Genomic DNA, 22118 nt, shown 5'->3' with positions numbered 1-22118 from the left:
GAAAATTCCAAATGCGTCACGCCTTGTCATCGGCCTGAACGCAACGGGGCCGCCCGATGATCGGACGGCCCCGTTAGAAGCACATGCCAGGTATCGCGTTGGTACGCGCTATCCCAAACGCACACTCGCATAGGTGGGTTCGCCCTGCGCCTGGGCCAGGGCCTGCATCGCACTAGAGGCGCGCGGCGCGACATAGGCGTCGTCTTCATTGCCCGCAGCCAGATTGGCGGGTGTCAATGTCACGCGAGCGCTTGCCAAACGCGTCAGACGCTCGTCACGCGGCGGCGTGCCGAAGTATTCCCGATAGCACTTGGAGAAATGCGGTGTGGAAACGAACCCGCAAACCGAGGCGATTTCGATGATCGACATCGAGGTCTGACGCAGCAGTTGCCGGGCACGGGTCAGGCGCAGCTTGAGGTAATAGCGCGACGGCGAGCAACTCAGGTATTTCTGGAACAACCGCTCGAGCTGGCGACGCGAGACATTCACGTAGTTCGCCAGCTCGTCGAGGGCAATGGGCTCTTCCAGGTTGGCTTCCATCAGCGCCACGATCTCGAGCAACTTGGGTTGGCTGGTGCCCAGTACATGCCGCAGCGGCACGCGCTGCTGGTCTTGCTCGCCGCGCATGCGATCGCAGATGAACATGTCGGAGATCGCCGCCGATAGCTCACGGCCGTGATCGCGCCCAATCAGCGTCAGCATCATGTCCAGCGGCGCGGTCCCGCCGGACGCCGTGGCACGGTCGCGATCGATCGAGAAAAGCTGCGTGGTCAGCGTGGCACGCGGATAGGCTTCCTGCGCAGCGGCCTGAAACTCCCAGTGAATACTGCATTCGTAGCCATCGAGCAACCCCGCCTTGGCCAGCGCCCAACTACCAGTGCACAGCGCACCGATGCGTCGCGACTGACGCGCCTGCGCCTGCAACCACAGCACATGTTCACGTGTGACATGACGCTGAATGCCGACACCGCCACACACGAACACCATGTCGAGCGCGAGCGGCTCGTGCATGCCGTTATCAGGCGTAATCAGTAAACCATCGCTGGCACGCACCGCCTCACCGTCCGTACTCAACGTGGTCCACTGGTAGAGTTCACGCCCGGCCAGTTGGTTGGCCATACGCAACGGCTCTACCGCTGAGGCCAACGAGATCAGCGTGAAATTATCCATCAACAAGAAGCCCAACCGCAGCGGCGCATCGGGGGCGGTAGGCGGCGCGGGACGGTCACTCGTCATGGCCATCAGCGGTTCTCCTCGGGTCACGTTCGGAGCCACTGGTAGTGCTTCACCAGGGATGTATTGTCATTGTAGAAAGTCAGGTTCAACGCCTTGAGTGTGACGAGAAGGTACCCTCTCAACGTATCTAAAAGCGTCGTCTCACGCTACCAAAAACGACATAGCCTTGGCGTTTTCAAAAAAAAAAGCCCCGCGCCAGTATATCTGGGCGGGGCATCGGTCCGGCGAGTCGTCTAACGCTTTCGCTGCAGATGTTCGGCGTGATAGCGCAGATGCTCTTCGATGAAGGTGGCAATGAAGAAATAGCTATGATCGTAACCCGGCTGACGGCGCAGGGTCAGCGGATGGTCATGCTTCTCGCAGGTGGCTTCGATGCGTTCGGGCATCAGTTGCTCGTCGAGGAAGTTATCCGCCTCGCCCTGATCGATGAACAGCGGCTGACGCGACGCCCCCTTGGCGATCAATTCGCAGGCGTCGTATTGCGTCCATTTGCCATGATCCTCGCCGAGATAAGCCGTGAATGCCTTCTGCCCCCAGGGCGAGACAATGGGATTGACCACCGGCGCGAACGCCGAGACTGAGGAATAACGCCCGGGTTGGCGCAGGGCCAATACCAGCGCGCCATGACCGCCCATGGAATGTCCGCTAATGGCTTCCCGCCCGTTGAGCGGAAAATGTTGACGCGCTACCGAGGGCAGCTCCTCGGTGACGTAGTCGTACATACGATAATGCTTGGACCACGGCGCCTGGTTAGCATTGACGTAGAAGCTCGCGCCGGAGCCGAAGTCATAACTGTCGTGCTCACCGGGGAGGTCGGTGCCGCGCGGGCTGGTGTCCGGACAGATGATCGCCATGCCCAGCTCTGCGGCCACGCGTTGCGCGCCGGCCTTCTGCATGAAATTCTCGTCGTTGCAGGTCAGCCCCGAGAGCCACCACAGCAGCGGTACCTTGTCGGTCTCCGCCTGGGGAGGCAGGTAAATGGCGAAGATCATCTCGCAGTCGAGCGCCCGCGAGTGATGCTTGTAGCGTTTCAGCCAGCCGCCGAACGACTTGGTCGCGGAGACCAATTCCAGCGATTCAGACATGCTCATGGTGCTCTCCCTGAGAAACCGGCGGCATCAGGCCGCCGGCTGATTGAACAGCTCCACCTCGCGCGGTATCGCACTTGCTGACGACATCTATCGCGATGGATCAATAAGCGCTTTTCGCGCGGCACCGGGTGCGATCAATAGTGCAGCACGGTGCGGATGCTCTTGCCGGCATGCAGCAACTCGAACGCCTCGTTGATCTCCTCGAATGCCATATCCTGAGTGACGAATTCGTCGATCTTGAGCTTGCCGTTCATGTAGTCGTCGACGTAGCTCGGCAGTTCGCTGCGGCCCTTGACCCCACCGAAGGCGGAGCCCTTCCAGACGCGCCCGGTGACCAACTGGAACGGGCGTGTGGAAATCTCCTCCCCAGCGCCGGCGACACCGATGATGATCGATTCGCCCCAGCCCTTGTGACAGCACTCCAGTGCGCTGCGCATGACATTGACGTTGCCGATGCACTCGAAGGAATAATCGACACCGCCGTCGGTCAGGTCGACGATGACCTGCTGGATGGGGTCCGAGTAGTCCTTGGGATTGACGAAGTCGGTAGCGCCGAACTGACGCGCCAGGTCGAACTTGTCAGGATTGACGTCGATGGCGATGATACGGCTCGCCTTGGCCATCTGCGCGCCTTGGATGACCGCCAGACCGATGGCGCCCAGGCCGAACACGGCGACGGTGGCGCCCGGCTCGACCTTGGCGGTATTCATTACCGCACCGATGCCGGTGGTGACGCCGCAGCCCAGCAGGCAGATCTTGTCCAACGGCGCTTCAGAAGACACCTTGGCCAGCGAGACTTCCGGCAGCACGGTATATTCGCTGAACGTCGAGCAGCCCATGTAATGATGCAGCGACTGACCGTCCTTGGAGAAGCGCGAGGTGCCGTCAGGCATCACGCCCTTGCCTTGGGTCGCGCGGACCGAACTGCACAGGTTGGTCTTGCCGGAGAGGCAGAACTTGCACTGGCCGCACTCGGCGGTATACAGCGGAATGACGTGATCGCCGGGCTTGAGGCTGGTGACGCCCTCGCCGACTTCCTGGACGACGCCGGCGCCTTCGTGGCCTAGCACCGCCGGGAAGTTGCCTTCCGGATCGGCCCCGGAGAGGGTGAAAGCGTCGGTATGGCAGACGCTGGTCGCCTTGATCTGAACCAGTACCTCGCCGGCCTTGGGGCCTTCGACGTCGATCTCGGCGATCTCCAGCGGTTTGCCGGCTTCCCAGGCGATAGCGGCGCGTGATTTCATCAGGCATTCTCCTTCGTCGATCATGGCGGCGCCCGATGCACCAGCAAAGGCAGTCTAGGCGCGCGTGGTTAACCTCACCAGTCTAGGCAGTTGGCGCGCTTGGATAAATACTTACAACGCCACAAGATTATTGTCGTGGAGCAACAATGCAGCGCTGGGATCGCATCGAGGCTTTCATCGAAGTCGCCCGCTTGGGCACGTTTTCCGCCGCCGCGCGGCATCTGAAGGTCTCCACCTCGCACGTAAGCCGCTTGATTGGACAGCTCGAGAATCAACTCGGCACGACGCTTTTGTATCGCACCACCCGCCAGACGCGCCTCACCGACGCGGGCGCCCTCTACTACCGGCATTGCCGCCACTTGTTCGATGGCTTTCGCGAGGCCGAGGAGGCCATCGTCGACTTCCAGTCGCGCCCCAAGGGCACGCTGCGGCTGACCTGTGCCACCACCTTCGGTGAGCGCTACATCGCCCCGCTGGTCAATGACTTCCAGTGTCTGCATCCGCAGCTCGAGGTCGACATGCACTTCACCAACCGTCAGGTCGAGTTGATCGAGGAAGGCTTCGACGTCGCCATCCGTATGGGCGTACTGCGTGACTCGAGCCTGATCGCGCGGCGGCTATGCGAGCGTCGCGAATACGTAGTCGGCGCACGGGAATACTTCGAGCGCGCCGCGCCGCCGCATTCGCTGGCCGAGTTGAGCCATCACAATTGCCTGCGCGGCTCCCGCGATAGCTGGCTTTTCGAGGTCAATGGCCAGCGCCGGGAGATCCGTATTGAAGGCCACTGGCGTGCCAATTCGGGGCCGGCGTTGCTCGATGCGGTATTGAAGGGCCTGGGTCTAGCGCAGTTACCCGACTACTACGTGGCGCCACACTTGGCGCAAGGACAGCTAGTGTCGGTGCTGGATGCCTATCAGTTTACCGATACTGCGGTATGGGCGATCTATCCGCGCCACCGGCACCTCTCACCCAAAGTGCGTCAGTTCGTGGACTTCCTGGTCGCACGCTTGCCGGAGGCACTCCAGGCCTGATGCGTGCTACTCGGGACGGCCTGGCAGTTCATTCTCCCGAGGTCGGCCATAGACTATCCCGCAGATAGCGTCCGGCGAATTCAGCTTCATGGGCCAGGGCATCAGGGTCGAGCAACTCGACCCACTGGCGCTCGCGGATCAGCAGACCATCCTCCCGGAAACCGCTCAATGTCCGACTGACATGCACCGAGGTGAGGCCCAGTGCATCGCCCAGTTGCTGTTGCGACAGCGGCAGACGGAAACGCCGCGTGGCGTGCGGCATGGTGCGCTGCAGGCGTATGTACATCTCGTAGATCAGGTGCGCCAACTTCTGGCGCGCGCTGCGCCGTGCCAGATTGATCAGACGCTCGGTCAACAATGCCTGCTGTTGCGAAGACACGGCGAAGAAGATCATCGACAGCGTAAAGGATTCGCGAAACACCTCGACCAGGCGACGATGCGGGAAATCGCAGACGACGCCATCGTCGATCATCATGACCCCGGAGAGGCGCTCATGGAAGGCGAATTCGCGCAGGCCGATGACGTCCCCAGGAAGCAATATCTCGAGAATCTGGCGCGAGCCATCCTCCATGTCACGGAAGGAATACGCCCAGCCCTTGGAGAGCGTGCAGAAACGCCCCGCCGGGTCGTCGGTTTGCCACAAGGCTTCCCCTCGCTCGACCTCGCGCGGCTCGCGTTCTAGCGAGTCCAACAGCGCTTCGTCACTCTCGGTGAGATCCGCGTAATGCCGGAAATGGCGGATGATACAGCTATCTGTCTCGCTCATGAGCGACCTTCTTATCTTATCTCGTCAGGAGTCTTGGATAGGGCACCGAGCCTATCCCGGCCACCCTAGGCGCACTATTCGACGAAATAAAACCATAGAAGGTCGAGTGGTGCGATCCCTCAATTAAAAAAAGGACGCCACACGGACGTCCCAAAGGGTTGATCGAACGATTGGGCGTCAGCATTCGATGGCATTAACCGCCAGGCCGCCACGTGAGGTTTCCTTGTACTTGTCCTGCATGTCGGCGCCCGTATCGCGCATGGTGCGTATGACGCGGTCGAGGGATACGAAGTGCTCGCCGTCGCCGCCCAGCGCCATCTGCGCAGCGTTGATCGCCTTGACCGAGGCGATGGCGTTGCGCTCGATGCACGGCACCTGCACCAGGCCGCCGATGGGGTCGCAGGTCAATCCCAGGTTGTGCTCGAGGCCTATCTCGGCGGCGTTCTCGACCTGTGCGGGCGTGCCGCCCATGACCTCGGCGAGCCCGGCCGCAGCCATCGCGCAGGCCGACCCGACCTCGCCCTGGCAACCCACCTCGGCGCCGGAAATCGAGGCATTCTTCTTGCACAGAATACCGATGGCGCCGGCCGCGAGCAGGAAGTCGACCACATCGCGCTCACAGGCGCCGGGCTGAAACTGCATGTAGTAGTGCAACACCGCCGGGACGATACCCGCCGCGCCATTGGTCGGCGCGGTCACCATCCGACCGCCGGCGGCATTTTCCTCATTGACGGCCAGGGCGAAGACGTTGACCCAGTCCATCGCCGAAAAAGTCGAGGCGATCACGCTGGTATCGGCAGTCGCCGACTGCAGACGCCGATGCAACGTGCTGGCGCGGCGTTTGACGTTGAGCCCGCCGGGCAGCAAGCCATCCTGGCGCAAACCGTTGTCGACGCAGGCCTTCATCGCCTCCCAAATACGCCACAGCGCGTCGCGCACGCTTGCTTCATCGCGCCAGGCTTTCTCGTTTTCGAGCATCAACTCGCTGATGCGCAGCCCATGCGTGCGACACAGCACGAGCAACTCCTCCGCCGTGGCGAAATCGTAGGGCAAGGCGGTGGAATCGTTATCTAGTGCACCGTTGGCGGCCTGGGTCTCATCAACGACGAAGCCGCCGCCCACGGAGTAATAGGTATTGCGATACAGCTCTTCGCCGTGGGCACGGGCGATGAGGCGCAGCGCGTTAGGGTGATAGGCGAGCGGCTCTTCATGCCATTGCATGTCGCGTGCCCAAGGAAACGAGACAGGATGCTGACCGGCAAGCAGCAAGGTCTGCGATTCGCGTAGCTCTTCCATGCAGGCGGGTATGATCTCGGGGTCGATACGCTCGGGGCGCTCACCCATGAGCCCCATGATCACGGCCTGATCCGTGCCATGCCCCTTACCAGTGGCGCACAGTGAGCCATGCAAATGCACTTCGATGCGCGTGACACGCGTCAACCAATCATGCGCGCGCAACACATCGATGAAGTCGCTGGCCGCACGCATGGGGCCGACCGTATGCGAACTGGACGGTCCAATTCCCACTTTAAATAGATCGAACACACTGATTGCCATGCGTGCCACCTCGAACAGTCTTGATGAATCAAAATTACTAAACGAACTTGTTAGGCGCTCGATTTAACTTTAGCTTGAAGCCAGCCTGTATGCCGGGCAACGGAGAATAATTCGATCAAGCTTTAGAATGGCTAAACCATGAGCCGTACCCTGCACGCCCAAACCCACGCCTGGCTCAAGGTCTTCGCGATCAGCGCGCGACACCTTTCCTTTACCCGTGCCGCCGAAGAGCTGCACGTGACCACCGGCGCTGTCAGCCAGCAGATCAAGCAACTCGAGGCGCGGCTGGGCTTCAAGCTATTCCGCCGCCTGCCGCGGCGCCTGGAACTCACTGACGAGGGCCAGCGCCTGGCGGCGGTGGTCGATCAGGCCTACGATGCAGTAGGCATGGAGGTGCGTCGCCTGCGTACAGGGGTCATGAGCGGTGTGCTGCGCTTGCGTTGCGTGCCCTCGTTTCTCGCCAAGTGGCTCATGCCGCGATTGACGCGATTACAAGCGCGCTTTCCCGACATCGAGTTGCATGTCGCTTCCGAAGACAGCAACCTGTCACTGCGCGAGGGTGAGTTCGAGCTGGCCATCGATCTCAACGATGGACGCTACCCCGGCTTCCAGATCACGCCACTCATGGATGAAGAGATCTTCGCGGTATGTTCGCCGCAACTGTTGCGCCGCCGCCCGCCGCTGGTGCGCCCGGAGGATCTGGGCTACTACCCGCTGTTGCATGACGTGACCGCATGGCGCGGCAGCCACGACTACGCCGAATGGGAGCACTACCTGCATGCGCTGGGCGATGAATCGGTCAATGTGCGGCGTGGCTACACGTTCAATCGCAATCACTTGACCGTGGAGGCGGCCATCGCCGGCATGGGCGTGGCGATCGCACGGCGTACACTGATTACCGATGAGCTCGACACCGGCGCACTGATCGCGCCATTCGCCGGCACCGTGGCCACCGGCAAGCGCTATGGGCTGGTCTATAATCCTGGGGCACTGGACGATCGGCGGGTACGCGCCGTGCATGACTGGATCGTCGAGGAAGCGACGCGCAACAGTGGTCATTGAATGCCAAGCCGATTCCGCCGGGAATGCTTTTTTGCGAAACACAGTGCAAAGCGTTTAAGGTCTTAATGGCAAAAACGACTCAACTATGCAGATTTCTTAAGTACAATGCGCTAACCGCCAAGCGGCATATCTCGCGTCAATGACGCAATCGACGCTTACCTGAGACGGAGAATTCTCATGGACAAACGTTCGCAGGACGATACGCAAGAGCCGAATGAGGGCTCAGAGGGTATTCCGGCTCCGGATGGGCCGGCGAACCTGATCGATACCGACTATGTAATAGGACAAGACAACATCACCTCCACGAAGTTCGGTATCGACTTCGATCTACACGGCAAGGTGTTCACGATCTCCTCCTTGGTGATCCTGTTTTTCGTCATCGTAACGCTGGCGTTCCAGAATCAGGTGGCACCAGTTTTCAATGCCATGTTCTCGTTCTTGACGGGCAACTTGGACTGGTTCTTCATACTGGCCGCGAATATTTTCGTGGTACTCGCCGTGGTGCTGATTTTCACCCCGCTGAGCAAAGTCCGCTTGGGCGGCGCCAACGCCACGCCGGATTTCAGCTATGCCGGCTGGTTTGCCATGCTGTTCGCAGCGGGGATGGGCATCGGCTTGATGTTCTATGGCGTTTCCGAGCCGCTGACCCACTTCGGCACCTCGCTTGCGGGTGGCAGTAGCGCCCCCCTGGGCGGCGCCGAAGGTAACGAGCAAGCGGCTGCGCAGCTGGGCATGGCGGCAACGATTTTCCACTGGGGACTGCATCCCTGGGGCATCTATGCCATCGTCGCTCTGTCGCTGGCGCTGTTCTCCTATAACAAGGGCCTGCCGCTGACCATGCGCTCGATCTTCTACCCGATTCTGGGTGAGCGCGTGTGGGGATGGCCCGGCCATGTCATCGATATCCTGGCGGTTTTCGCCACGCTCTTCGGTCTGGCGACCTCGCTGGGCCTGGGGGCGTCGCAGGCTTCCGCAGGGCTGCATTATCTATTCGATACGCCCAACACCAACGTCACCATGGTGATACTGATCTTTGCTATCACGCTGGTGGCGCTGGGTTCGGTTCTTGCCGGGGTCGACAAGGGCGTACAACGCCTCTCGCAGCTCAATATGGCGCTCGCCTTCCTGCTGTTGCTCTTCGTAATCTTCGTCGGGCCGACGCTGCTGATCGCGACCGGGTTCTTCGAGAACCTATTCGGTTACGTCAAGAATCTCCCCGCCCTGTCCAACCCCTTCGGTCGTGAGGATAGCGGCTTCACACAGGGATGGACGGCGTACTACTGGGCTTGGTGGATTTCCTGGTCACCGTTCGTCGGGATGTTCATCGCCCGCGTCAGCCGCGGCCGCACCGTGCGTGAATTCTTGATCGCAGTACTCCTGGTGCCGACACTCGTATCGATCCTGTGGATGACCGCTTTCGGGGGTACCGCCATCGAACAGGTCAACGGCGGTTTCGAAGGCGTGAAGGATGCGGCGCTGGAGCTGCAGCTATTCACCATGCTCGGCCAGCTACCGCTGACGGCGATCACTTCGTTCGTAGGTATCGTGCTGGTGATGGTGTTCTTCATCACCTCCTCGGACTCCGGCTCGCTGGTCATCGACTCGATCACTGCCGGCGGCAAGGTCGACGCACCTAAGCCGCAGCGCGTCTTCTGGGCGTTGATCGAAGGTGCGATTGCGATCGCCCTGCTTCTGGGTGGCGGTCTCACCGCGCTGCAAACGGCGGTCATCACCACAGGCCTGCCCTTCACGCTGGTCTTGCTGGCGGCCTGCTACGCCATCATCAAAGGCCTAATGAGCGAACCACGCGGCACCTGATGCCACGCACCGGTTCGTGCTAAACGAGAAGGCGGCCCATGGGCCGCCTTTTTCGTTTTCAGACCTATCGCGCGACAACACCCCAACACCCACTGCCGGCTGAGGCTAACTCCAGACTTCGCTCAGGGGTGTGTCTCGGCTATAACGATGCGCGATCTGCGCTTGCAGCAATTCAGCGCTCGCCAGCGCATCGATCAAGGCATGATGCGCCTGGTAGGACGGCAAACCATAGCGCGTGCGGCTATCGGGCAAGCGAATCGATGCCGGCGGACGGCCCAGCCAGCGCCTCAGACGCGCCCACCACGACTGACGATGCAGACGCGCCTCCAGCGACATGGTGTCGATCACCGGGAAGTGGATCCCCTCGCCACGCCGCGCCTTGACGGCGGCGTTCAGGAAGGTGCGCTCGATATGGCGATAATGCACCACGACGATGCGTCCAGCCATCACGGCCAATAACTCATCGAGAACATCATCGAGATCGGGCGCCTGCTCGATCTCGCTATGGGTAATATGGTGAAAGGTGATCGAGCGCTCATTGAGGGGACGCGGCGGTCTCACGATCCAGTAACGCCGCTCGGCGAGTCGGATACGCTGCAGATCGAAAGGCACCACGCCGATGCTGACGATGGCGTGACGCTGCTCGTCGAGGCCAGTGGTTTCCATATCCATGGCCAACATCGGCACATCACTGATGGGCGTCTCCGGTGCGGGTACGCCGACATCGAAGTAGCGCTCCAGTGCCGTATCACGCGTTTGCTCGCGACGCGACGTGAAATAGTCCGCCCATGTCGGCGGCGCCGGGTATCGGCGTGGTAACAGTGGCTTCATTCAAATATCAGCGTTTCTGAGAAGGCATGGGATAACGGAACTTCAGGAATTTCTGTGCGTTGCTCAGGACCTGAAAGGCGTCCTTGAGATTGTGGCGCTCGTTATCCGAGACGTTTTCGGGCTCGATATTATTGTCCGGTTCGCGCTCCTCTTGGATATCGATGACCTGGTGACGAATACGCACCATGGCGATAAATTCCAGGGCGTAGCGAATCCGCTCGCCGGAATGCCCCGCAAGCAAGCGCGTCTTGTTGATATCCTCGAGACGGTCGAAGGAATTCTGTGCCCGCGAGCCGCAAGCCAGCGCATGCACACGGATCAGGTCGACCAAGGGCGCCGTGCCGCGTCGCTTGAGATTGATCGTGTTGTTCTGCTCACCATCCTTTTCCATCACGAAAGTGCGGAAAAACCCCAGCGGGGGTGTACGATTCAACGCATTGCGCGCCATCGCGGCCAAAAAGTGCGGACGCTGGGAGGCGCGTTCGGCGACAAGATCTTGCAGGCGCTCGACGAAGGCCTCGTCGCCATAAACGCTATCGAGATCGAAGAAGATCGAGCTATGCAGCAAACGCTCGGCACTAGGGTCGTCGATCCAATCGCGGAAGTATTGCTGCCACACGCGCAACGGTTGGCGCCAACGCGAATTGGTCGCCATGACATCGCCCTTGCAATAGCTATAGCCGCATGCCGCCAGTCCATCGCTGACGCGTTGCGCCAATGTCAGGAAATAGGCATCGTGCTGCTCGGAATCGAAGCTGTCATCGAGTACCAGAGCATTGTCCTGGTCGGTGACGATGGATTGCTCATTGCGCGCCATCGACCCCAACGCCATGAAGCAATACGGCACTGGCGGCGGCCCCAGCTCTTCCTCGGCCAGCTCCAGCAAGCGGCGTGTAAACGCGCGCCCGATGCTCGACAGCGAACTGCCCACCATCTGCGAATTGTCGTCTTCGTTGACCATGCGCACGAATGCCGCGCGCACGTCGCTTTTCAACGCGGCCAACCCTTCGACATTGGCTTGACGAAAGACATTGTCCACCAGATACAGGCTACTATTGGTCTCGTGGCGCACGATATCGGACAGATGTAACACGCCCACCGGGCGACGCCGATGAAGGATCGGCAGGTGATGAATATTGTTGCGCAGCATGCGCAGCATCGCTTCATACACCGACTCGTCGGACTGAATGGTGATCGGGCGCTCGTCGATCAGTTCCCCCACCGTAGTGCTCGTCGGCCGTCCCTCGGCCAGGACACGGTCACGCAGATCGTGGTCGGTGAGAATTCCGACCATGCGGCGCAGTTGTCCGTCTGCATGCGTGAAGGCGTGCGAATCGTCCGGCGTTTGCGGCGCCGCCAGCACCAGCACCGATGAGGCATTGTGCTCGCCCATACGCTGCGCCGCTTCCTGTACCGTGGCATCGCTTTCCACCATCACCGGTGCCCGGGAGGCCAGCTTGCGTACCCGCGTCACCAGCATCTCGTGCCCCTTGCGCTGCTGGTCGACGGTAGACTCCAGGCGCGGGCGCTCGACCTCGACGAAATCGGCGAAGTTGTCATCCGCTTCGCACAAGCGTTGAAACGTCGCGAGGGGGATGAAGTAGATCAGCGTGTCTTCGATCGCCCGGGCCGGAAAACGCACACGACGATCCCTGAGCAGGTCGAACTGACCGAAGATATCGCCTTCGCTGAGGCGGTTGTAAAGATCGCCGTTGCGGCGATACAGATCGATAGCGCCACTACGAATGTAGTGAAGATACTCGACGGCATCGCCGTGGCGGTAAATATCGGTCTCGGCCTGAAAATACCCGACCTCGACCTGACCGGCCAGCGCATCGAGCAAGTCGTCAGACAGCTGCTCGAAAGGCGGGAACTGCGCCATGTGCTGACGAACTTCCAGCAATTCTACTTGCATGCAACCGCTCTCCGGCAATAGTAGGACATACCGTTAGTCTGAGATTCTACCCGGGTTCTGTAAAGAACTATCCTAAAGATTGGAAACGGTGTTTCTTAAGAGTCGTTTCCTTGCTAATATTCAGCATCAAACGATGCCCTAATCACCGTCGCTTCGACGCACGCCAGAGACCACGTATGACGCATTCGCCCCTGCCTCCCGAAGTCACGATCAGCTTCAAGGCGACCTGCCTTCGCGCACTTTGCTATATCTTGATCGTCGCCGGCATCATGCAGCTGGTCATGGTGGACGCTCAATCCGGCGTCGATCGATTTTCCGAGACGTCATTGACCGAACTCACGCAGTCGGCATTGTTGCTACTCAGCGCGTTGCTAATGGGCTACCTATACCGCCGTCCCGACGCCATTCCCAATGTCAGCCTATTACTCGGGGCGTTCCTGTTCGCGTCCTTCGTCCGGGAGAACGACGCCTGGCTGGACAGCTATGTCTTCGATGGGGCCTGGCAGGTCATCGTGACGCTGATCTTGCTGCCGACGCTGTTCGTGGTGATTCGCCACCGGCATGCTTTCGTCGAGGAGTTCAAGTCGATCTCCGACAGCCTTGGCTTCGGGATGTTTGCCGCCGGCTTCCTCACAACGTATGTTTTCTCGCGCCTTTATGGCCGTTCCGCGTTCTGGGAAGCCATGCTCGGCGATCACTTCCAGCGCGTCATCAAAGACGCCGCCGAGGAAGTTACCGAACTTGCCGGCTACATGCTGCTCTTCTTCGCCTGCATAGAGCTGGTGCTACTGGTGCGCCGTCGCTTCCGCCATCATGGCTAAAACGGCCGCCTTCATACGTGGCGCACAAAAAAACCCGCGAGCTGACTCGCGGGTTTTTTGGTTCTCGCCTCGCTCACTCGTCGAGGAAAGTGCGCAACGGCTCGGAGCGCGACGGATGGCGCAGCTTGCGCAGCGCCTTGGCCTCGATCTGGCGGATGCGCTCACGGGTCACATCGAACTGCTTACCAACCTCTTCCAGCGTGTGATCGGTGTTCATGTCGATCCCGAAGCGCATGCGTAGCACCTTGGCTTCGCGCGCCGTCAAACCGCCCAGCACGTTGCGGGTCGCCTCGATCAGGCCCTCACCGGTGGCCAAGTCGATCGGCAGCAGCATGGTACCGTCCTCGATGAAATCACCGAGATGCGAGTCGTCGTCGTCGCCGATCGGTGTCTCCATGGAGATCGGTTCCTTGGCGATCTTGAGTACCTTGCGGACCTTGTCTTCCGGCATCTCGAGGCGTTCGCCCAGCTCTTCCGGCGTCGGCTCGCGGCCCATCTCCTGCAGCATCTGGCGCGACACGCGGTTGAGCTTGTTGATGGTCTCGATCATGTGCACCGGAATACGAATGGTGCGTGCCTGGTCGGCGATGGAGCGCGTGATCGCCTGGCGAATCCACCAAGTGGCATACGTCGAGAACTTGTAGCCACGGCGATATTCGAACTTGTCGACCGCTTTCATCAACCCGATATTGCCTTCCTGAATGAGGTCCAGGAACTGCAAGCCTCGGTTGGTGTACTTCTTGGCGATCGAGATCACCAAGCGCAGGTTGGCCTCGACCATTTCCTTCTTGGCACGACGCGCCTTGGCCTCGCCGATCGACAAGCGGCGATTGACCTCTTTGATGTTCGTGACCGGCAGGCGCACCATTTCTTCCTCGAAGCCGATCTTGCGCTGAGCACGCAGGATATCGGCACGAAACGGCTCAAGACGCTCGGCGTACTTGGCATGCTTGGCCTTGAAACGGTCCAGCCATTCGAGGTCGGACTCGGCTCCAGGGAAGGAGCCGATGAAGGTCTTGCGCGGCACCTTGGCCTGCTTCACGAAGACCTGCATGATAGCCTTCTCTTGGCTACGTACCTGCTCAATGCTGATACGAACCTGCCCCACCAGACGCTCGAAGTGCTTGGGCACCAGCTTGATCGGCGAGAACAGCTCGGCAAGACGCGCCTGCTCTTTATTCGCCTCCGATGACCCCAGACCATGCTTGTCGATCGCGGCCTTGGCGCGTTCGTTTTGTTCGCGAATCTGCTCGAAACGTGCCTTCGCTTCCTCGGGATCCGGACCGCCGCCGGTTTCTTCCTCTTCGGCATCGTCGGCGTCAGCATCTTCAGAAGCGTCACCGTCTGCGGCACTTTCCTCGGGAACGGGCTCCGGAACCTCGGCCTCGGCCACACCGGGAATGCCCTCATCGGGATCGATGAAGCCCGAGAACAAATCGGAGAGCCGCCCCGGCGCTTCCTCATCCTGAGTCGCATCATAGGCATCGAGGACGGAATCCACGGCCCCCGGCAAATAAGCCAGCGAGGACATCACCTCGCGGGTGCCCTCCTCGATGCGTTTGGCGATCTCGATCTCGCCTTCGCGCGTCAACAACCCCACCGTGCCCATCTCACGCATGTACATGCGCACGGGATCGGTGGTGCGCCCGACATCGCTCTCGACCGCCGCCAAGGCAGCGACGGCTTCTTCCGCCGCCGACTCATCGGTAGATTGGTCGGACATCATCAGGGTATCTTCGTCAGGTGCTTCCTCGACGACGCTGATACCCATGTCGTTGATCATCGCGATGATGTCTTCCACCTGATCGGGATCGGCGATATCCTCGGGAAGGTGGTCATTGACCTCCGCATAGGTCAGGAAGCCTTGTTCCTTACCCTGGGCGATCAACTCCTTCAGACGTGACTGCTGCGTATTTCCAGCCATAGAAACCCTATCTCGACAATGGAGCACCTGGAAGCGAACGGATCGAAACGCTGCTAAGCCTGCCAGTATAGCCGCTAAGGACATTTTACTGCCAGTGTCGTATTTGTCTTGTCATCCAGGTGTGCTAGTGTGTTCGGCTACCCTTTTCGATATTGCCTAGTAAATGGCGACGTTTTGCGCCAATTCAACCCGTCGCGGCAGGCAACTTCCCCACGATCGTCATATTGGACGAGTACCGCCCTTCAACTCCATCAGCAGCTCGTTCAACTGCTGGCGCTCTTCTCTGGACAGCCCCTCTCCGGCCTGCATCCGGGCCAACAGGGCGTCATACTCTTCTTGCGGCGAACGCTGCGAATGACGTTGGCGCAACCCATCGACCAGACTCTCCACCTCGGCGCCGCGTGCGTCACGTGGCATCAATAGTTCCCGACGCGCCAGCCAGGCTAGTCGCTCACCTTCGGGCGTGCCATGAAAATGCGCCAGCAAGACCTGCGCGTTGCGATAGCCACCCGCGCGGATCAAGCGCACCACTTCGTGACACAGCGCGCCATCGCCTTCGTCGTCGGGGCACCAATCGAGCGACTCGGGCAAACGCTCCACCAAGCCGGGCTCATGCACCAACAAATGCAGCAAGCGACCGACGAGGCTCAGAACACCACGCCGCCCACCTGACGTATTCCCACTGGAGGGCGCAGCCTCGGAAGACGTATTCTCCGGCGCGTCGGTGAGGCCAGCATCATGGGCGCCATGCGTCTTATCGGCACGCGCCAGCAATGCCTGAAAATTTGCTTGTTCGACGCCCGTACGCTGCGAGAGTTCGCGTAGCAACAGCGATTTCAATACGCCTTCAGGCAAACGCTCCAAGGCGCGCAACACCGTGGTGACAAAACGCTCGCGTTCCTCAATATGCTTGAGGTCGCGCCCCTCGGCCGCCTGATCGAAGAGAAACTCCGAAAGAGGCGCGGCACATAGCACCCGGTTCTCGAAAGCCTCGGTGCCTTCACGCCGTATCAGGGTATCCGGGTCCTCGCCTTCAGGGAGAAACAGAAAGCGCACTTGACGCCCGTCGATCATCGACGGCAGCACCGTCTCCAGCGCACGGCGTGCCGCCTGACGTCCGGCCTGGTCGCCGTCGAAACAGAACACCACCTCGCCCACCAGGCGAAACAGACGCTGCAAATGGTCTTCACTAAGCGAGGTCCCCAGAGTCGCGCAGGCGTTGCGAATCCCGAATTGAGCCAACGCCACGACATCCATGTACCCCTCGACGACCAGCATGCGCTCCAGTCGCGCGTTGGCTTGACGCGCTTCGTAGAGGCCGTATAGCTCGCGCCCCTTGTGAAACACCGGCGTCTCGGGCGAGTTCAGGTACTTGGGTTTGGCGTCGCCGAGTACACGCCCACCGAAGGCGATGGTGCGCCCCTTCCAGTCGCGGATCGGAAACATTACCCGATTACGAAAGCGGTCGTAGCTGCGTCCAGAGTCCTCGCGATGCACCAACAGTCCGTATTCGATCTGTACCGCATCGCTGATGCCGCGCTCGCCCAAGTGTCGCTTGAGCGACTCCCACTTGTCCGGGGCGAAGCCGATCCCGAACTCGCGCACGATATCCTCGGATAACCCGCGACGCTCGAGATAATCACGTGCGTCACTGCCCTCCGCCATCACCAGGCGCTCTCGGAAGAAGCTCGCCGACAGCTCGAGCAGGTTGACCGCCTCTTCGCGACGCTGCTCGCGCTGCTGGGCACGCGGATCGTCATCGCCTTCCCGGGGCACGTCCAGTCCCAAACGCGACGCCAACTGCTCAATCGCCTCGGGAAAACGCAGATGATCGAACTCCATCAAGAAACGCAGCGCATTGCCGTGCACGCCGCAGCCGAAACAGTGATAGAACTGCTTCTCGGCACTGACGGTGAACGATGGCGATTTTTCCTGATGGAAGGGACAAAGACCTGAGTAGTTGCGACCGGCCTTCTTGAGCTGAACGCGTTCGCCGACAATCTCGACCACGTCGGTACGAGCCAGCAAATCATCGATGAAGCGTTGGGGTATCTGTCCAGCCATGGCGGGGTAGCGCTCGACGAAACGTTGTCTGTATCGCGGAAATCACGGAGCCAGGCATCGCGGAAACAGCGGGGCGGGAAAAACAAGCGGCCACCCGATGGCAGCCGCTTGGCGTCCCTCTAAGAAGCGACCGAGGCCGCTTCTAGTACGGATCAATACAGCCGTTCGAAACGCTTGCGCTCGCGCTGCAGCTTCTTGGCATGACGCTTGACCGCCGCAGCAGCCTTGCGCTTGCGCACTGCGGTGGGCTTTTCATAGGTCTCACGACGACGAACTTCGGAGAGGACGCCGCCTTTTTCGCAAGAACGTTTGAAACGCCGCAGGGCGACGTCGAACGGCTCGTTGTCACGTACTTTTACAGAAGGCATTAACCAATCACCTACCTTGAAGAAAGATGAGTTCGGATTGAACGCACACCTAGTCAGACCATGTTCGGCTTATGCCGAACGGCATGACGAGTGCACGACCCAGTCTTGCAGAACACAGTATTCTAGTCACCATAAGATCGCTTTGCAAAGCCTTTACCTCCGCCCCTGCCACGCATGCCGCGAAAAGCGTAGAATGATGGGCTTCACGGGATAGCGGGGAATGACGACACATGCGGGTATTGGGCATCGAGACCTCCTGCGACGAAACCGGCGTCGCCATCTACGATACCGAGCGCGGCCTGCTCGCCGATGCGCTGCATAGCCAAATGGCGATGCATGCCGAATTCGGCGGCGTGGTACCGGAACTCGCCTCGCGCGATCATACTCGCAAATTGCTGCCGCTGATTCGCCAGGTGCTCGACGAGGCCGCGCTTGACGGTGCTGAACTCGACGCCATCGCCTACACAGCCGGGCCCGGGCTGGTCGGCGCCCTGATGGTGGGTGCCTCGACCGCACACGGTCTGGCTCGCGCCTGGGGCATCCCGGTGCTCGGCGTGCATCACATGGAGGGGCATTTGCTGGCGCCGATGCTCGAGGACACGCCGCCTGACTTTCCATTCGTGGCGTTGCTGGTATCGGGCGGGCACACCCAGCTCGTCGAAGTCCATGGTCTCGGACGCTATCGTCTGCTCGGCGAGTCAGTCGACGATGCTGCAGGCGAAGCCTTCGACAAGGCCGCCAAGATGCTCGACCTGCCCTATCCCGGCGGCCCACAGGTGGCCAAGCTCGCCGAAGGTGGCGATCCCACGCGGTTTCGTTTCCCGCGCCCCATGACCGACCGCCCAGGGCTCGACTTCAGCTTCTCCGGACTTAAGACGCACACGCTGACCACCGCCCGAAAGCTCCAGGAAGCCGGCTCCCTGAGCGATCAGGACCGCGCCGACATCGCCCGCGCCTTCGAGGAAGCTGTCGTCGACACGCTAGTCATCAAGTGTCGCCGCGCCCTCGATGCCACAGGACTCAAGCGACTCGTGGTAGCCGGCGGGGTCAGCGCCAATCATCGCTTGCGCGAGCGCCTCGACCATGAAACCACCAAGCGCCAGGCGCAGACCTTCTATCCGCGTGGACGCTTCTGCACCGACAACGGCGCGATGATCGCCTACGTCGGCGCACAACGCCTGCTCGCCGGTGAACGTGACGACACAACGATGCAGGCGACGCCACGCTGGCCGCTAGCCTCGCTCACTCCTCCGGCGGCCTGACGTCGCCCTCCCGCGAGGTATGTGATAACCCCGGCTCGCCGCCGTGACCCAGGCGGCGAATGTTCCAGGCATGACGCACCAGCACCAACGCCGAAAAGACGCTCACCACCGGGGTCGCCTCACGCACCAACCAATAACTGGCCAAAGGGGCGAGCAACGCGGCGGCCAGAGACGCCACCGCTGCAGTCCGCGAGCGCCACGCCAAGAGCGCCCAGCACAGGGCACAAACCCAAGCTACCGGCGTGGCGATCATCAGCAGCACGCCGAAGGCACTGGCCACGGCCTTACCCCCGCGCCCACGATCCCACGCTGGATAGCTGTGCCCCACCAGCACCGACAATCCTATTGCGCCCTGTATCCACAGCGGCAGCGCCTCGCGCTGCGCCACCCATAACACCGGCATGGCCTTGACCGCATCGACCGTCAGGGTCAAGGCCGCCGGCACCGCCCCATGCACGCGCAGAACATTCGAAAACCCGGGGTTGCGCGACCCCGCGTAACGCGGATCGCGACGCCCCAACGCACGACACACCCAGACGGCGCCGAGCAGCGAACCGCTCAAATAACCGGCAACCACCAAGGTGACGATGGGCAAGACTGGCGACATGGGCTGGACTCCTTCATGGTGCGGGCGACACCGATGCATAGGCTTCGCCCATGATTCTGCCACCTCCATGACGTACAATCTAAGGTTTGCGACGCCGCGAAGCACTGACCAGACTTCGCCGCATGAACGCCCGACCTAATGAGGATACGCCGTGGATCACGTGCTGATCGAGGCACTGGAAGTGGATACCGTCATCGGCGTCTACGACTGGGAGCGCACCCTTCGCCAGCGGCTGCGGCTGGATCTTGAACTGGCAACCGACATCCGCCCCGCTGCGGAGCGGGACGATATCCAACTGACACTCGACTACGCCGCCATCAGCGAGCGTATTGGCGCATTCGCCGAGGCACATCAGTTCGCGCTGGTCGAAACCTTTGCCGAACGTCTGGCCGAGACCTTGCGCCAGGAATTCGCCATCGCCTGGCTCAGCCTGACCGTCCGCAAACCCGGCGCGGTCGCCAATGCCGCCAGCGTGGGCGTACGCATCACACGGGGGCAGGCATGACACAGGTGACCGTCAGTATCGGCAGCAATATCGACCGCGAACGCCACGTTCTCGCCTGCCTCGACGCCCTCGCCGACGACTTCGCGGAGGTACAGGTATCGCGTGTCTTCGAGAGCGAGCCGGTGGGCTTCGAGGACGGGCGCAATTTTTACAACCTCGTCGCCGCATTCCACTCCACCCTCACGATCGGTGAGCTGCAAGCCTGGTGCAAACAGGTCGAGGCCGACAACGGGCGTCTGCCGGGCAGCCCCAAGTTCAGCCCGCGCACCCTGGATATCGACCTGCTCACGGTAGGCGACCAATGCGGTCATATCGAAGGCGTCGACCTCCCACGTGACGAGATCCTCCACCATGCATTCGTGTTGCGGCCACTCGCCGAGTTGCTGCCGGAAACGCCGCATCCCGAAGTAGGGCACTCTTATGCCGCACTGTGGGCCGCGTTCACGAACGGCGACCAACACTTATGGCCCGTGGCTTTCACCTGGCGTGGCCGTACGATTTCACGTCCGGATTGACGCCCCGGTGCCAGGCCCGGTGATGCACATTGCGTGACGCTTGAATCTCCCTGCCACCGGCACCATAAAAAGCCACCCGCCTCGAAAGACGGGTGGCTTTTGCATACCTGCGTAGACGACGCCTCGGTGACGCCGTCAAACGACACCTTACCAGTCAGCGCGATGACCGATCTTCGGCTGGTCCTGCGTATCGCTGGGCAGGTTGGTCTGCTGGGTGTTGTGCACTGAGATGTAGTGCTGCGCCTTGGCGATAGCCACACTGTCCGCGCCTGAGGTATCGAGCTGCTGGAAGCTCACGGATGCCTGATCGGCACTCTGGCTGGCCTGCAGCGCTTCGTGATTGACCTGTAGCGCTTCGCTGGAAGCGATGCTGGCTTGAGCGGCAACCGGCAGAGCGGCGAGTGCGACGGCGGCAATAAGGGTACGTACTTGCATGATGAATCTCCTTGCGTGTTCATGTTCGCTTGCGAACGTTGAGTAAACTATATAGCAAGCTAACAATAAACGCAATAACGGATCTGACAATCGCTCCTATAGCCGAAAACTATGCGGCCCTGAAAAGCATATTGCAGTGACTTTTACTGATTACAGTGCTAAGCACGAGATTAAAAGCACATCCTTTCCAAAGCATCTAAAGCCCAAAAGGGGCATGTTTATCCTTAAAGCCCTAATGTTTTTCGTAATCGAAACCTGCTGACGATCCCTGACTCGACGCGGCCGCAGGACCTTCAGGCTGACCGTCACGAGCGCTGCATCAGCACCACATCGTTACGCGGAAACGTCACCGTCAGCCCGTGCCGCTCGGCAAGGTAATCAAAGCTGCGCTTGGCGAAGAAGCAGACATGCGTCGAATCGCGCATGTAACGCCAGCGGGTAAGGTCGGTGACGCCATCACTGCGCTGGGTCATGATGCCCAACCAGCCGCCGCGCCGCAGTCGCGCGATCAAGTCAGCCAATACCTGCCCCGGCGCATGCAGATGCTCGACCACCTCACTGGCGGTGATGACGTCGTAATTCCGCGCCAAACGTTCGGGGTACGGCGCATAGAAAGGATCGAAGACCGTCATGTGATGACCGGCCTCCTCCAGCATGACCGATAATGTCGGCCCCGGCCCGCAACCGAAATCAAGCCCTTGCGAAGCGGGCGGCAGACGGGCCAGCAAGGGGGCGCACAAGCGCGCCAGGAAACGTCGATAGCCCAGATCGTCCGGCGAATTCTCGTGGAGATCGTAAACCGCGCGCTCTTCCTCGGCCGTGGGGCGCTCCCCGGGAGCGACAAAGATCAAGGCACAAACCGGGCAGCGATAATAGGTGCGTGGCGGCGCGCCCGGCGAGGGCACGCTGTGGGACGCGGCACACAAGGGGCATGCTGGCGTAATCGCCGGCGATGTTGTTCGTTCTGTCATTGAGCCTCGCATGACTTCGCACATGGATTTACCCGGCGGCGAGCAATTCGCCGGCAGGCACTTTCTCGACACGCACTTGCGCATCTTTAGACTGG

General features: G+C 60.7%; 20 protein-coding genes. 7 read left to right on the top strand and 13 right to left on the bottom strand.

Annotated features, from left to right (window positions below; translation table 11 throughout):
- Positions 1-108: 108 nt before the first annotated feature.
- The 3 genes from gbdR to L1071_RS02530 all read right to left on the bottom strand — a co-directional run bounded on the left by gbdR (position 109) and on the right by L1071_RS02530 (position 3571).
- Positions 109-1242: a choline metabolism transcriptional regulator GbdR gene (gene gbdR / locus L1071_RS02540; protein ID WP_378110025.1), complete on the bottom strand. Its 1134-nt coding sequence runs from the start codon at positions 1240-1242 to the stop codon at positions 109-111.
- 227 nt (positions 1243-1469) lie between these two features.
- On the bottom strand, positions 1470-2327 hold the full coding sequence (fghA, locus tag L1071_RS02535; protein WP_246968282.1) for an S-formylglutathione hydrolase: 858 nt from the start codon (positions 2325-2327) through the stop codon (positions 1470-1472).
- A 134-nt stretch (positions 2328-2461) separates the two neighbouring features.
- Positions 2462-3571, bottom strand: a complete 1110-nt coding sequence (locus tag L1071_RS02530) for an S-(hydroxymethyl)glutathione dehydrogenase/class III alcohol dehydrogenase (protein ID WP_246968280.1) — start codon at positions 3569-3571, stop codon at positions 2462-2464.
- 146 nt (positions 3572-3717) lie between these two features.
- Between L1071_RS02530 and L1071_RS02525 the strand changes: the two genes are divergently transcribed.
- On the top strand, positions 3718-4602 hold the full coding sequence (locus L1071_RS02525) for a LysR family transcriptional regulator (protein ID WP_246968278.1): 885 nt from the start codon (positions 3718-3720) through the stop codon (positions 4600-4602).
- A 28-nt stretch (positions 4603-4630) separates the two neighbouring features.
- Here L1071_RS02525 and L1071_RS02520 read toward each other — a convergent pair whose 3' ends face one another.
- Both L1071_RS02520 and L1071_RS02515 read right to left on the bottom strand, forming a co-directional pair.
- The gene (locus tag L1071_RS02520) at positions 4631-5368 is read right to left on the bottom strand and encodes a Crp/Fnr family transcriptional regulator (RefSeq protein ID WP_246968276.1); all 738 of its coding nucleotides are present in this window, start codon (positions 5366-5368) and stop codon (positions 4631-4633) included.
- A 177-nt stretch (positions 5369-5545) separates the two neighbouring features.
- On the bottom strand, positions 5546-6925 hold the full coding sequence (locus L1071_RS02515; protein WP_246968274.1) for an L-serine ammonia-lyase: 1380 nt from the start codon (positions 6923-6925) through the stop codon (positions 5546-5548).
- Between the two features lie 138 nt (positions 6926-7063).
- On the opposite strand from L1071_RS02515, the gene L1071_RS02510 reads away from it, so the two are divergent.
- Together L1071_RS02510 and L1071_RS02505 are read left to right on the top strand one after the other, a co-directional pair.
- On the top strand, positions 7064-7987 hold the full coding sequence (locus L1071_RS02510; RefSeq protein WP_246968272.1) for a LysR substrate-binding domain-containing protein: 924 nt from the start codon (positions 7064-7066) through the stop codon (positions 7985-7987).
- Between the two features lie 177 nt (positions 7988-8164).
- Positions 8165-9805: a BCCT family transporter gene (locus L1071_RS02505; protein WP_246968270.1), complete on the top strand. Its 1641-nt coding sequence runs from the start codon at positions 8165-8167 to the stop codon at positions 9803-9805.
- 105 nt (positions 9806-9910) lie between these two features.
- On the opposite strand, the gene L1071_RS02500 is transcribed toward L1071_RS02505, so the two are convergent.
- The gene (locus tag L1071_RS02500; RefSeq protein ID WP_246968267.1) at positions 9911-10636 is read right to left on the bottom strand and encodes a 3'-5' exonuclease; all 726 of its coding nucleotides are present in this window, start codon (positions 10634-10636) and stop codon (positions 9911-9913) included.
- A gap of 7 nt (positions 10637-10643) precedes the next feature.
- On the bottom strand, positions 10644-12551 hold the full coding sequence (locus L1071_RS02495; protein ID WP_246968264.1) for a DUF294 nucleotidyltransferase-like domain-containing protein: 1908 nt from the start codon (positions 12549-12551) through the stop codon (positions 10644-10646).
- Positions 12552-12727: 176 nt separating this feature from the next.
- Here L1071_RS02495 and L1071_RS02490 point away from each other — a divergent pair, with 176 nt between their 5' ends.
- Positions 12728-13372, top strand: a complete 645-nt coding sequence (locus L1071_RS02490) for a hypothetical protein (RefSeq protein ID WP_246968261.1) — start codon at positions 12728-12730, stop codon at positions 13370-13372.
- A gap of 73 nt (positions 13373-13445) precedes the next feature.
- Here L1071_RS02490 and rpoD read toward each other — a convergent pair whose 3' ends face one another.
- The 3 genes from rpoD to rpsU form a co-directional block, all read right to left on the bottom strand.
- Entirely contained in the window at positions 13446-15296 is a 1851-nt protein-coding gene (gene rpoD / locus L1071_RS02485; protein WP_246968258.1) for an RNA polymerase sigma factor RpoD, read from the bottom strand.
- Positions 15297-15515: 219 nt separating this feature from the next.
- Positions 15516-17360, bottom strand: a complete 1845-nt coding sequence (gene dnaG, locus L1071_RS02480; RefSeq protein ID WP_246968255.1) for a DNA primase — start codon at positions 17358-17360, stop codon at positions 15516-15518.
- Positions 17361-17512: 152 nt separating this feature from the next.
- On the bottom strand, positions 17513-17728 hold the full coding sequence (gene rpsU / locus L1071_RS02475) for a 30S ribosomal protein S21 (protein WP_040244373.1): 216 nt from the start codon (positions 17726-17728) through the stop codon (positions 17513-17515).
- A gap of 230 nt (positions 17729-17958) precedes the next feature.
- Here rpsU and tsaD point away from each other — a divergent pair, with 230 nt between their 5' ends.
- The gene (gene tsaD / locus L1071_RS02470) at positions 17959-18990 is read left to right on the top strand and encodes a tRNA (adenosine(37)-N6)-threonylcarbamoyltransferase complex transferase subunit TsaD (RefSeq protein ID WP_246968252.1); all 1032 of its coding nucleotides are present in this window, start codon (positions 17959-17961) and stop codon (positions 18988-18990) included.
- On the opposite strand, the gene L1071_RS02465 is transcribed toward tsaD, so the two are convergent.
- A complete protein-coding gene (locus L1071_RS02465; RefSeq protein WP_246968249.1) occupies positions 18971-19597 on the bottom strand; it encodes a glycerol-3-phosphate acyltransferase in 627 nt (208 codons plus the stop codon). The genes tsaD and L1071_RS02465 overlap by 20 nt on opposite strands.
- Before the next feature lie 151 nt (positions 19598-19748).
- On the opposite strand from L1071_RS02465, the gene folB reads away from it, so the two are divergent.
- A complete protein-coding gene (gene folB, locus L1071_RS02460) occupies positions 19749-20102 on the top strand; it encodes a dihydroneopterin aldolase (RefSeq protein ID WP_246968247.1) in 354 nt (117 codons plus the stop codon).
- Positions 20099-20617 carry a 2-amino-4-hydroxy-6-hydroxymethyldihydropteridine diphosphokinase gene (gene folK, locus L1071_RS02455; protein ID WP_246968245.1) on the top strand — a complete coding sequence of 173 codons (519 nt, stop codon included), beginning with the start codon at positions 20099-20101 and terminating at the stop codon, positions 20615-20617. Before folB ends, folK begins: the two co-directional genes overlap by 4 nt.
- A 147-nt stretch (positions 20618-20764) precedes the next feature.
- Here folK and L1071_RS02450 read toward each other — a convergent pair whose 3' ends face one another.
- Both L1071_RS02450 and L1071_RS02445 read right to left on the bottom strand, forming a co-directional pair.
- Entirely contained in the window at positions 20765-21052 is a 288-nt protein-coding gene (locus tag L1071_RS02450; protein WP_246968243.1) for a hypothetical protein, read from the bottom strand.
- A gap of 305 nt (positions 21053-21357) precedes the next feature.
- Entirely contained in the window at positions 21358-22023 is a 666-nt protein-coding gene (locus tag L1071_RS02445) for a class I SAM-dependent methyltransferase (RefSeq protein WP_246968239.1), read from the bottom strand.
- Positions 22024-22118: the final 95 nt, after the last annotated feature.

It is taken from the genome of Chromohalobacter sarecensis, from assembly GCF_023061135.1.
GTDB lineage: Bacteria > Pseudomonadota > Gammaproteobacteria > Pseudomonadales > Halomonadaceae > Chromohalobacter > Chromohalobacter sarecensis.
The sequence above is the reverse complement of the archived record's forward strand: the minus strand, read 5'-3'. Positions and strand labels throughout refer to the sequence as shown.

Bases quoted from the DNA above. Each gene is read 5' to 3' on its own strand.
- gbdR (WP_378110025.1), bottom strand. From the start codon at position 1,242: ATGGCCATGACGAGTGACCGTCCCGCGCCGCCTACCGCCCCCGATGCG.
- fghA (WP_246968282.1), bottom strand. From the start codon at position 2,327: ATGAGCATGTCTGAATCGCTGGAATTGGTCTCCGCGACCAAGTCGTTC.
- L1071_RS02530 (WP_246968280.1), bottom strand. From the start codon at position 3,571: ATGAAATCACGCGCCGCTATCGCCTGGGAAGCCGGCAAACCGCTGGAG.
- L1071_RS02525 (WP_246968278.1), top strand. From the start codon at position 3,718: ATGCAGCGCTGGGATCGCATCGAGGCTTTCATCGAAGTCGCCCGCTTG.
- L1071_RS02520 (WP_246968276.1), bottom strand. From the start codon at position 5,368: ATGAGCGAGACAGATAGCTGTATCATCCGCCATTTCCGGCATTACGCG.
- L1071_RS02515 (WP_246968274.1), bottom strand. From the start codon at position 6,925: ATGGCAATCAGTGTGTTCGATCTATTTAAAGTGGGAATTGGACCGTCC.
- L1071_RS02510 (WP_246968272.1), top strand. From the start codon at position 7,064: ATGAGCCGTACCCTGCACGCCCAAACCCACGCCTGGCTCAAGGTCTTC.
- L1071_RS02505 (WP_246968270.1), top strand. From the start codon at position 8,165: ATGGACAAACGTTCGCAGGACGATACGCAAGAGCCGAATGAGGGCTCA.
- L1071_RS02500 (WP_246968267.1), bottom strand. From the start codon at position 10,636: ATGAAGCCACTGTTACCACGCCGATACCCGGCGCCGCCGACATGGGCG.
- L1071_RS02495 (WP_246968264.1), bottom strand. From the start codon at position 12,551: ATGCAAGTAGAATTGCTGGAAGTTCGTCAGCACATGGCGCAGTTCCCG.
- L1071_RS02490 (WP_246968261.1), top strand. From the start codon at position 12,728: ATGACGCATTCGCCCCTGCCTCCCGAAGTCACGATCAGCTTCAAGGCG.
- rpoD (WP_246968258.1), bottom strand. From the start codon at position 15,296: ATGGCTGGAAATACGCAGCAGTCACGTCTGAAGGAGTTGATCGCCCAG.
- dnaG (WP_246968255.1), bottom strand. From the start codon at position 17,360: ATGGCTGGACAGATACCCCAACGCTTCATCGATGATTTGCTGGCTCGT.
- rpsU (WP_040244373.1), bottom strand. From the start codon at position 17,728: ATGCCTTCTGTAAAAGTACGTGACAACGAGCCGTTCGACGTCGCCCTG.
- tsaD (WP_246968252.1), top strand. From the start codon at position 17,959: ATGCGGGTATTGGGCATCGAGACCTCCTGCGACGAAACCGGCGTCGCC.
- L1071_RS02465 (WP_246968249.1), bottom strand. From the start codon at position 19,597: ATGTCGCCAGTCTTGCCCATCGTCACCTTGGTGGTTGCCGGTTATTTG.
- folK (WP_246968245.1), top strand. From the start codon at position 20,099: ATGACACAGGTGACCGTCAGTATCGGCAGCAATATCGACCGCGAACGC.
- L1071_RS02450 (WP_246968243.1), bottom strand. From the start codon at position 21,052: ATGCAAGTACGTACCCTTATTGCCGCCGTCGCACTCGCCGCTCTGCCG.
- L1071_RS02445 (WP_246968239.1), bottom strand. From the start codon at position 22,023: ATGACAGAACGAACAACATCGCCGGCGATTACGCCAGCATGCCCCTTG.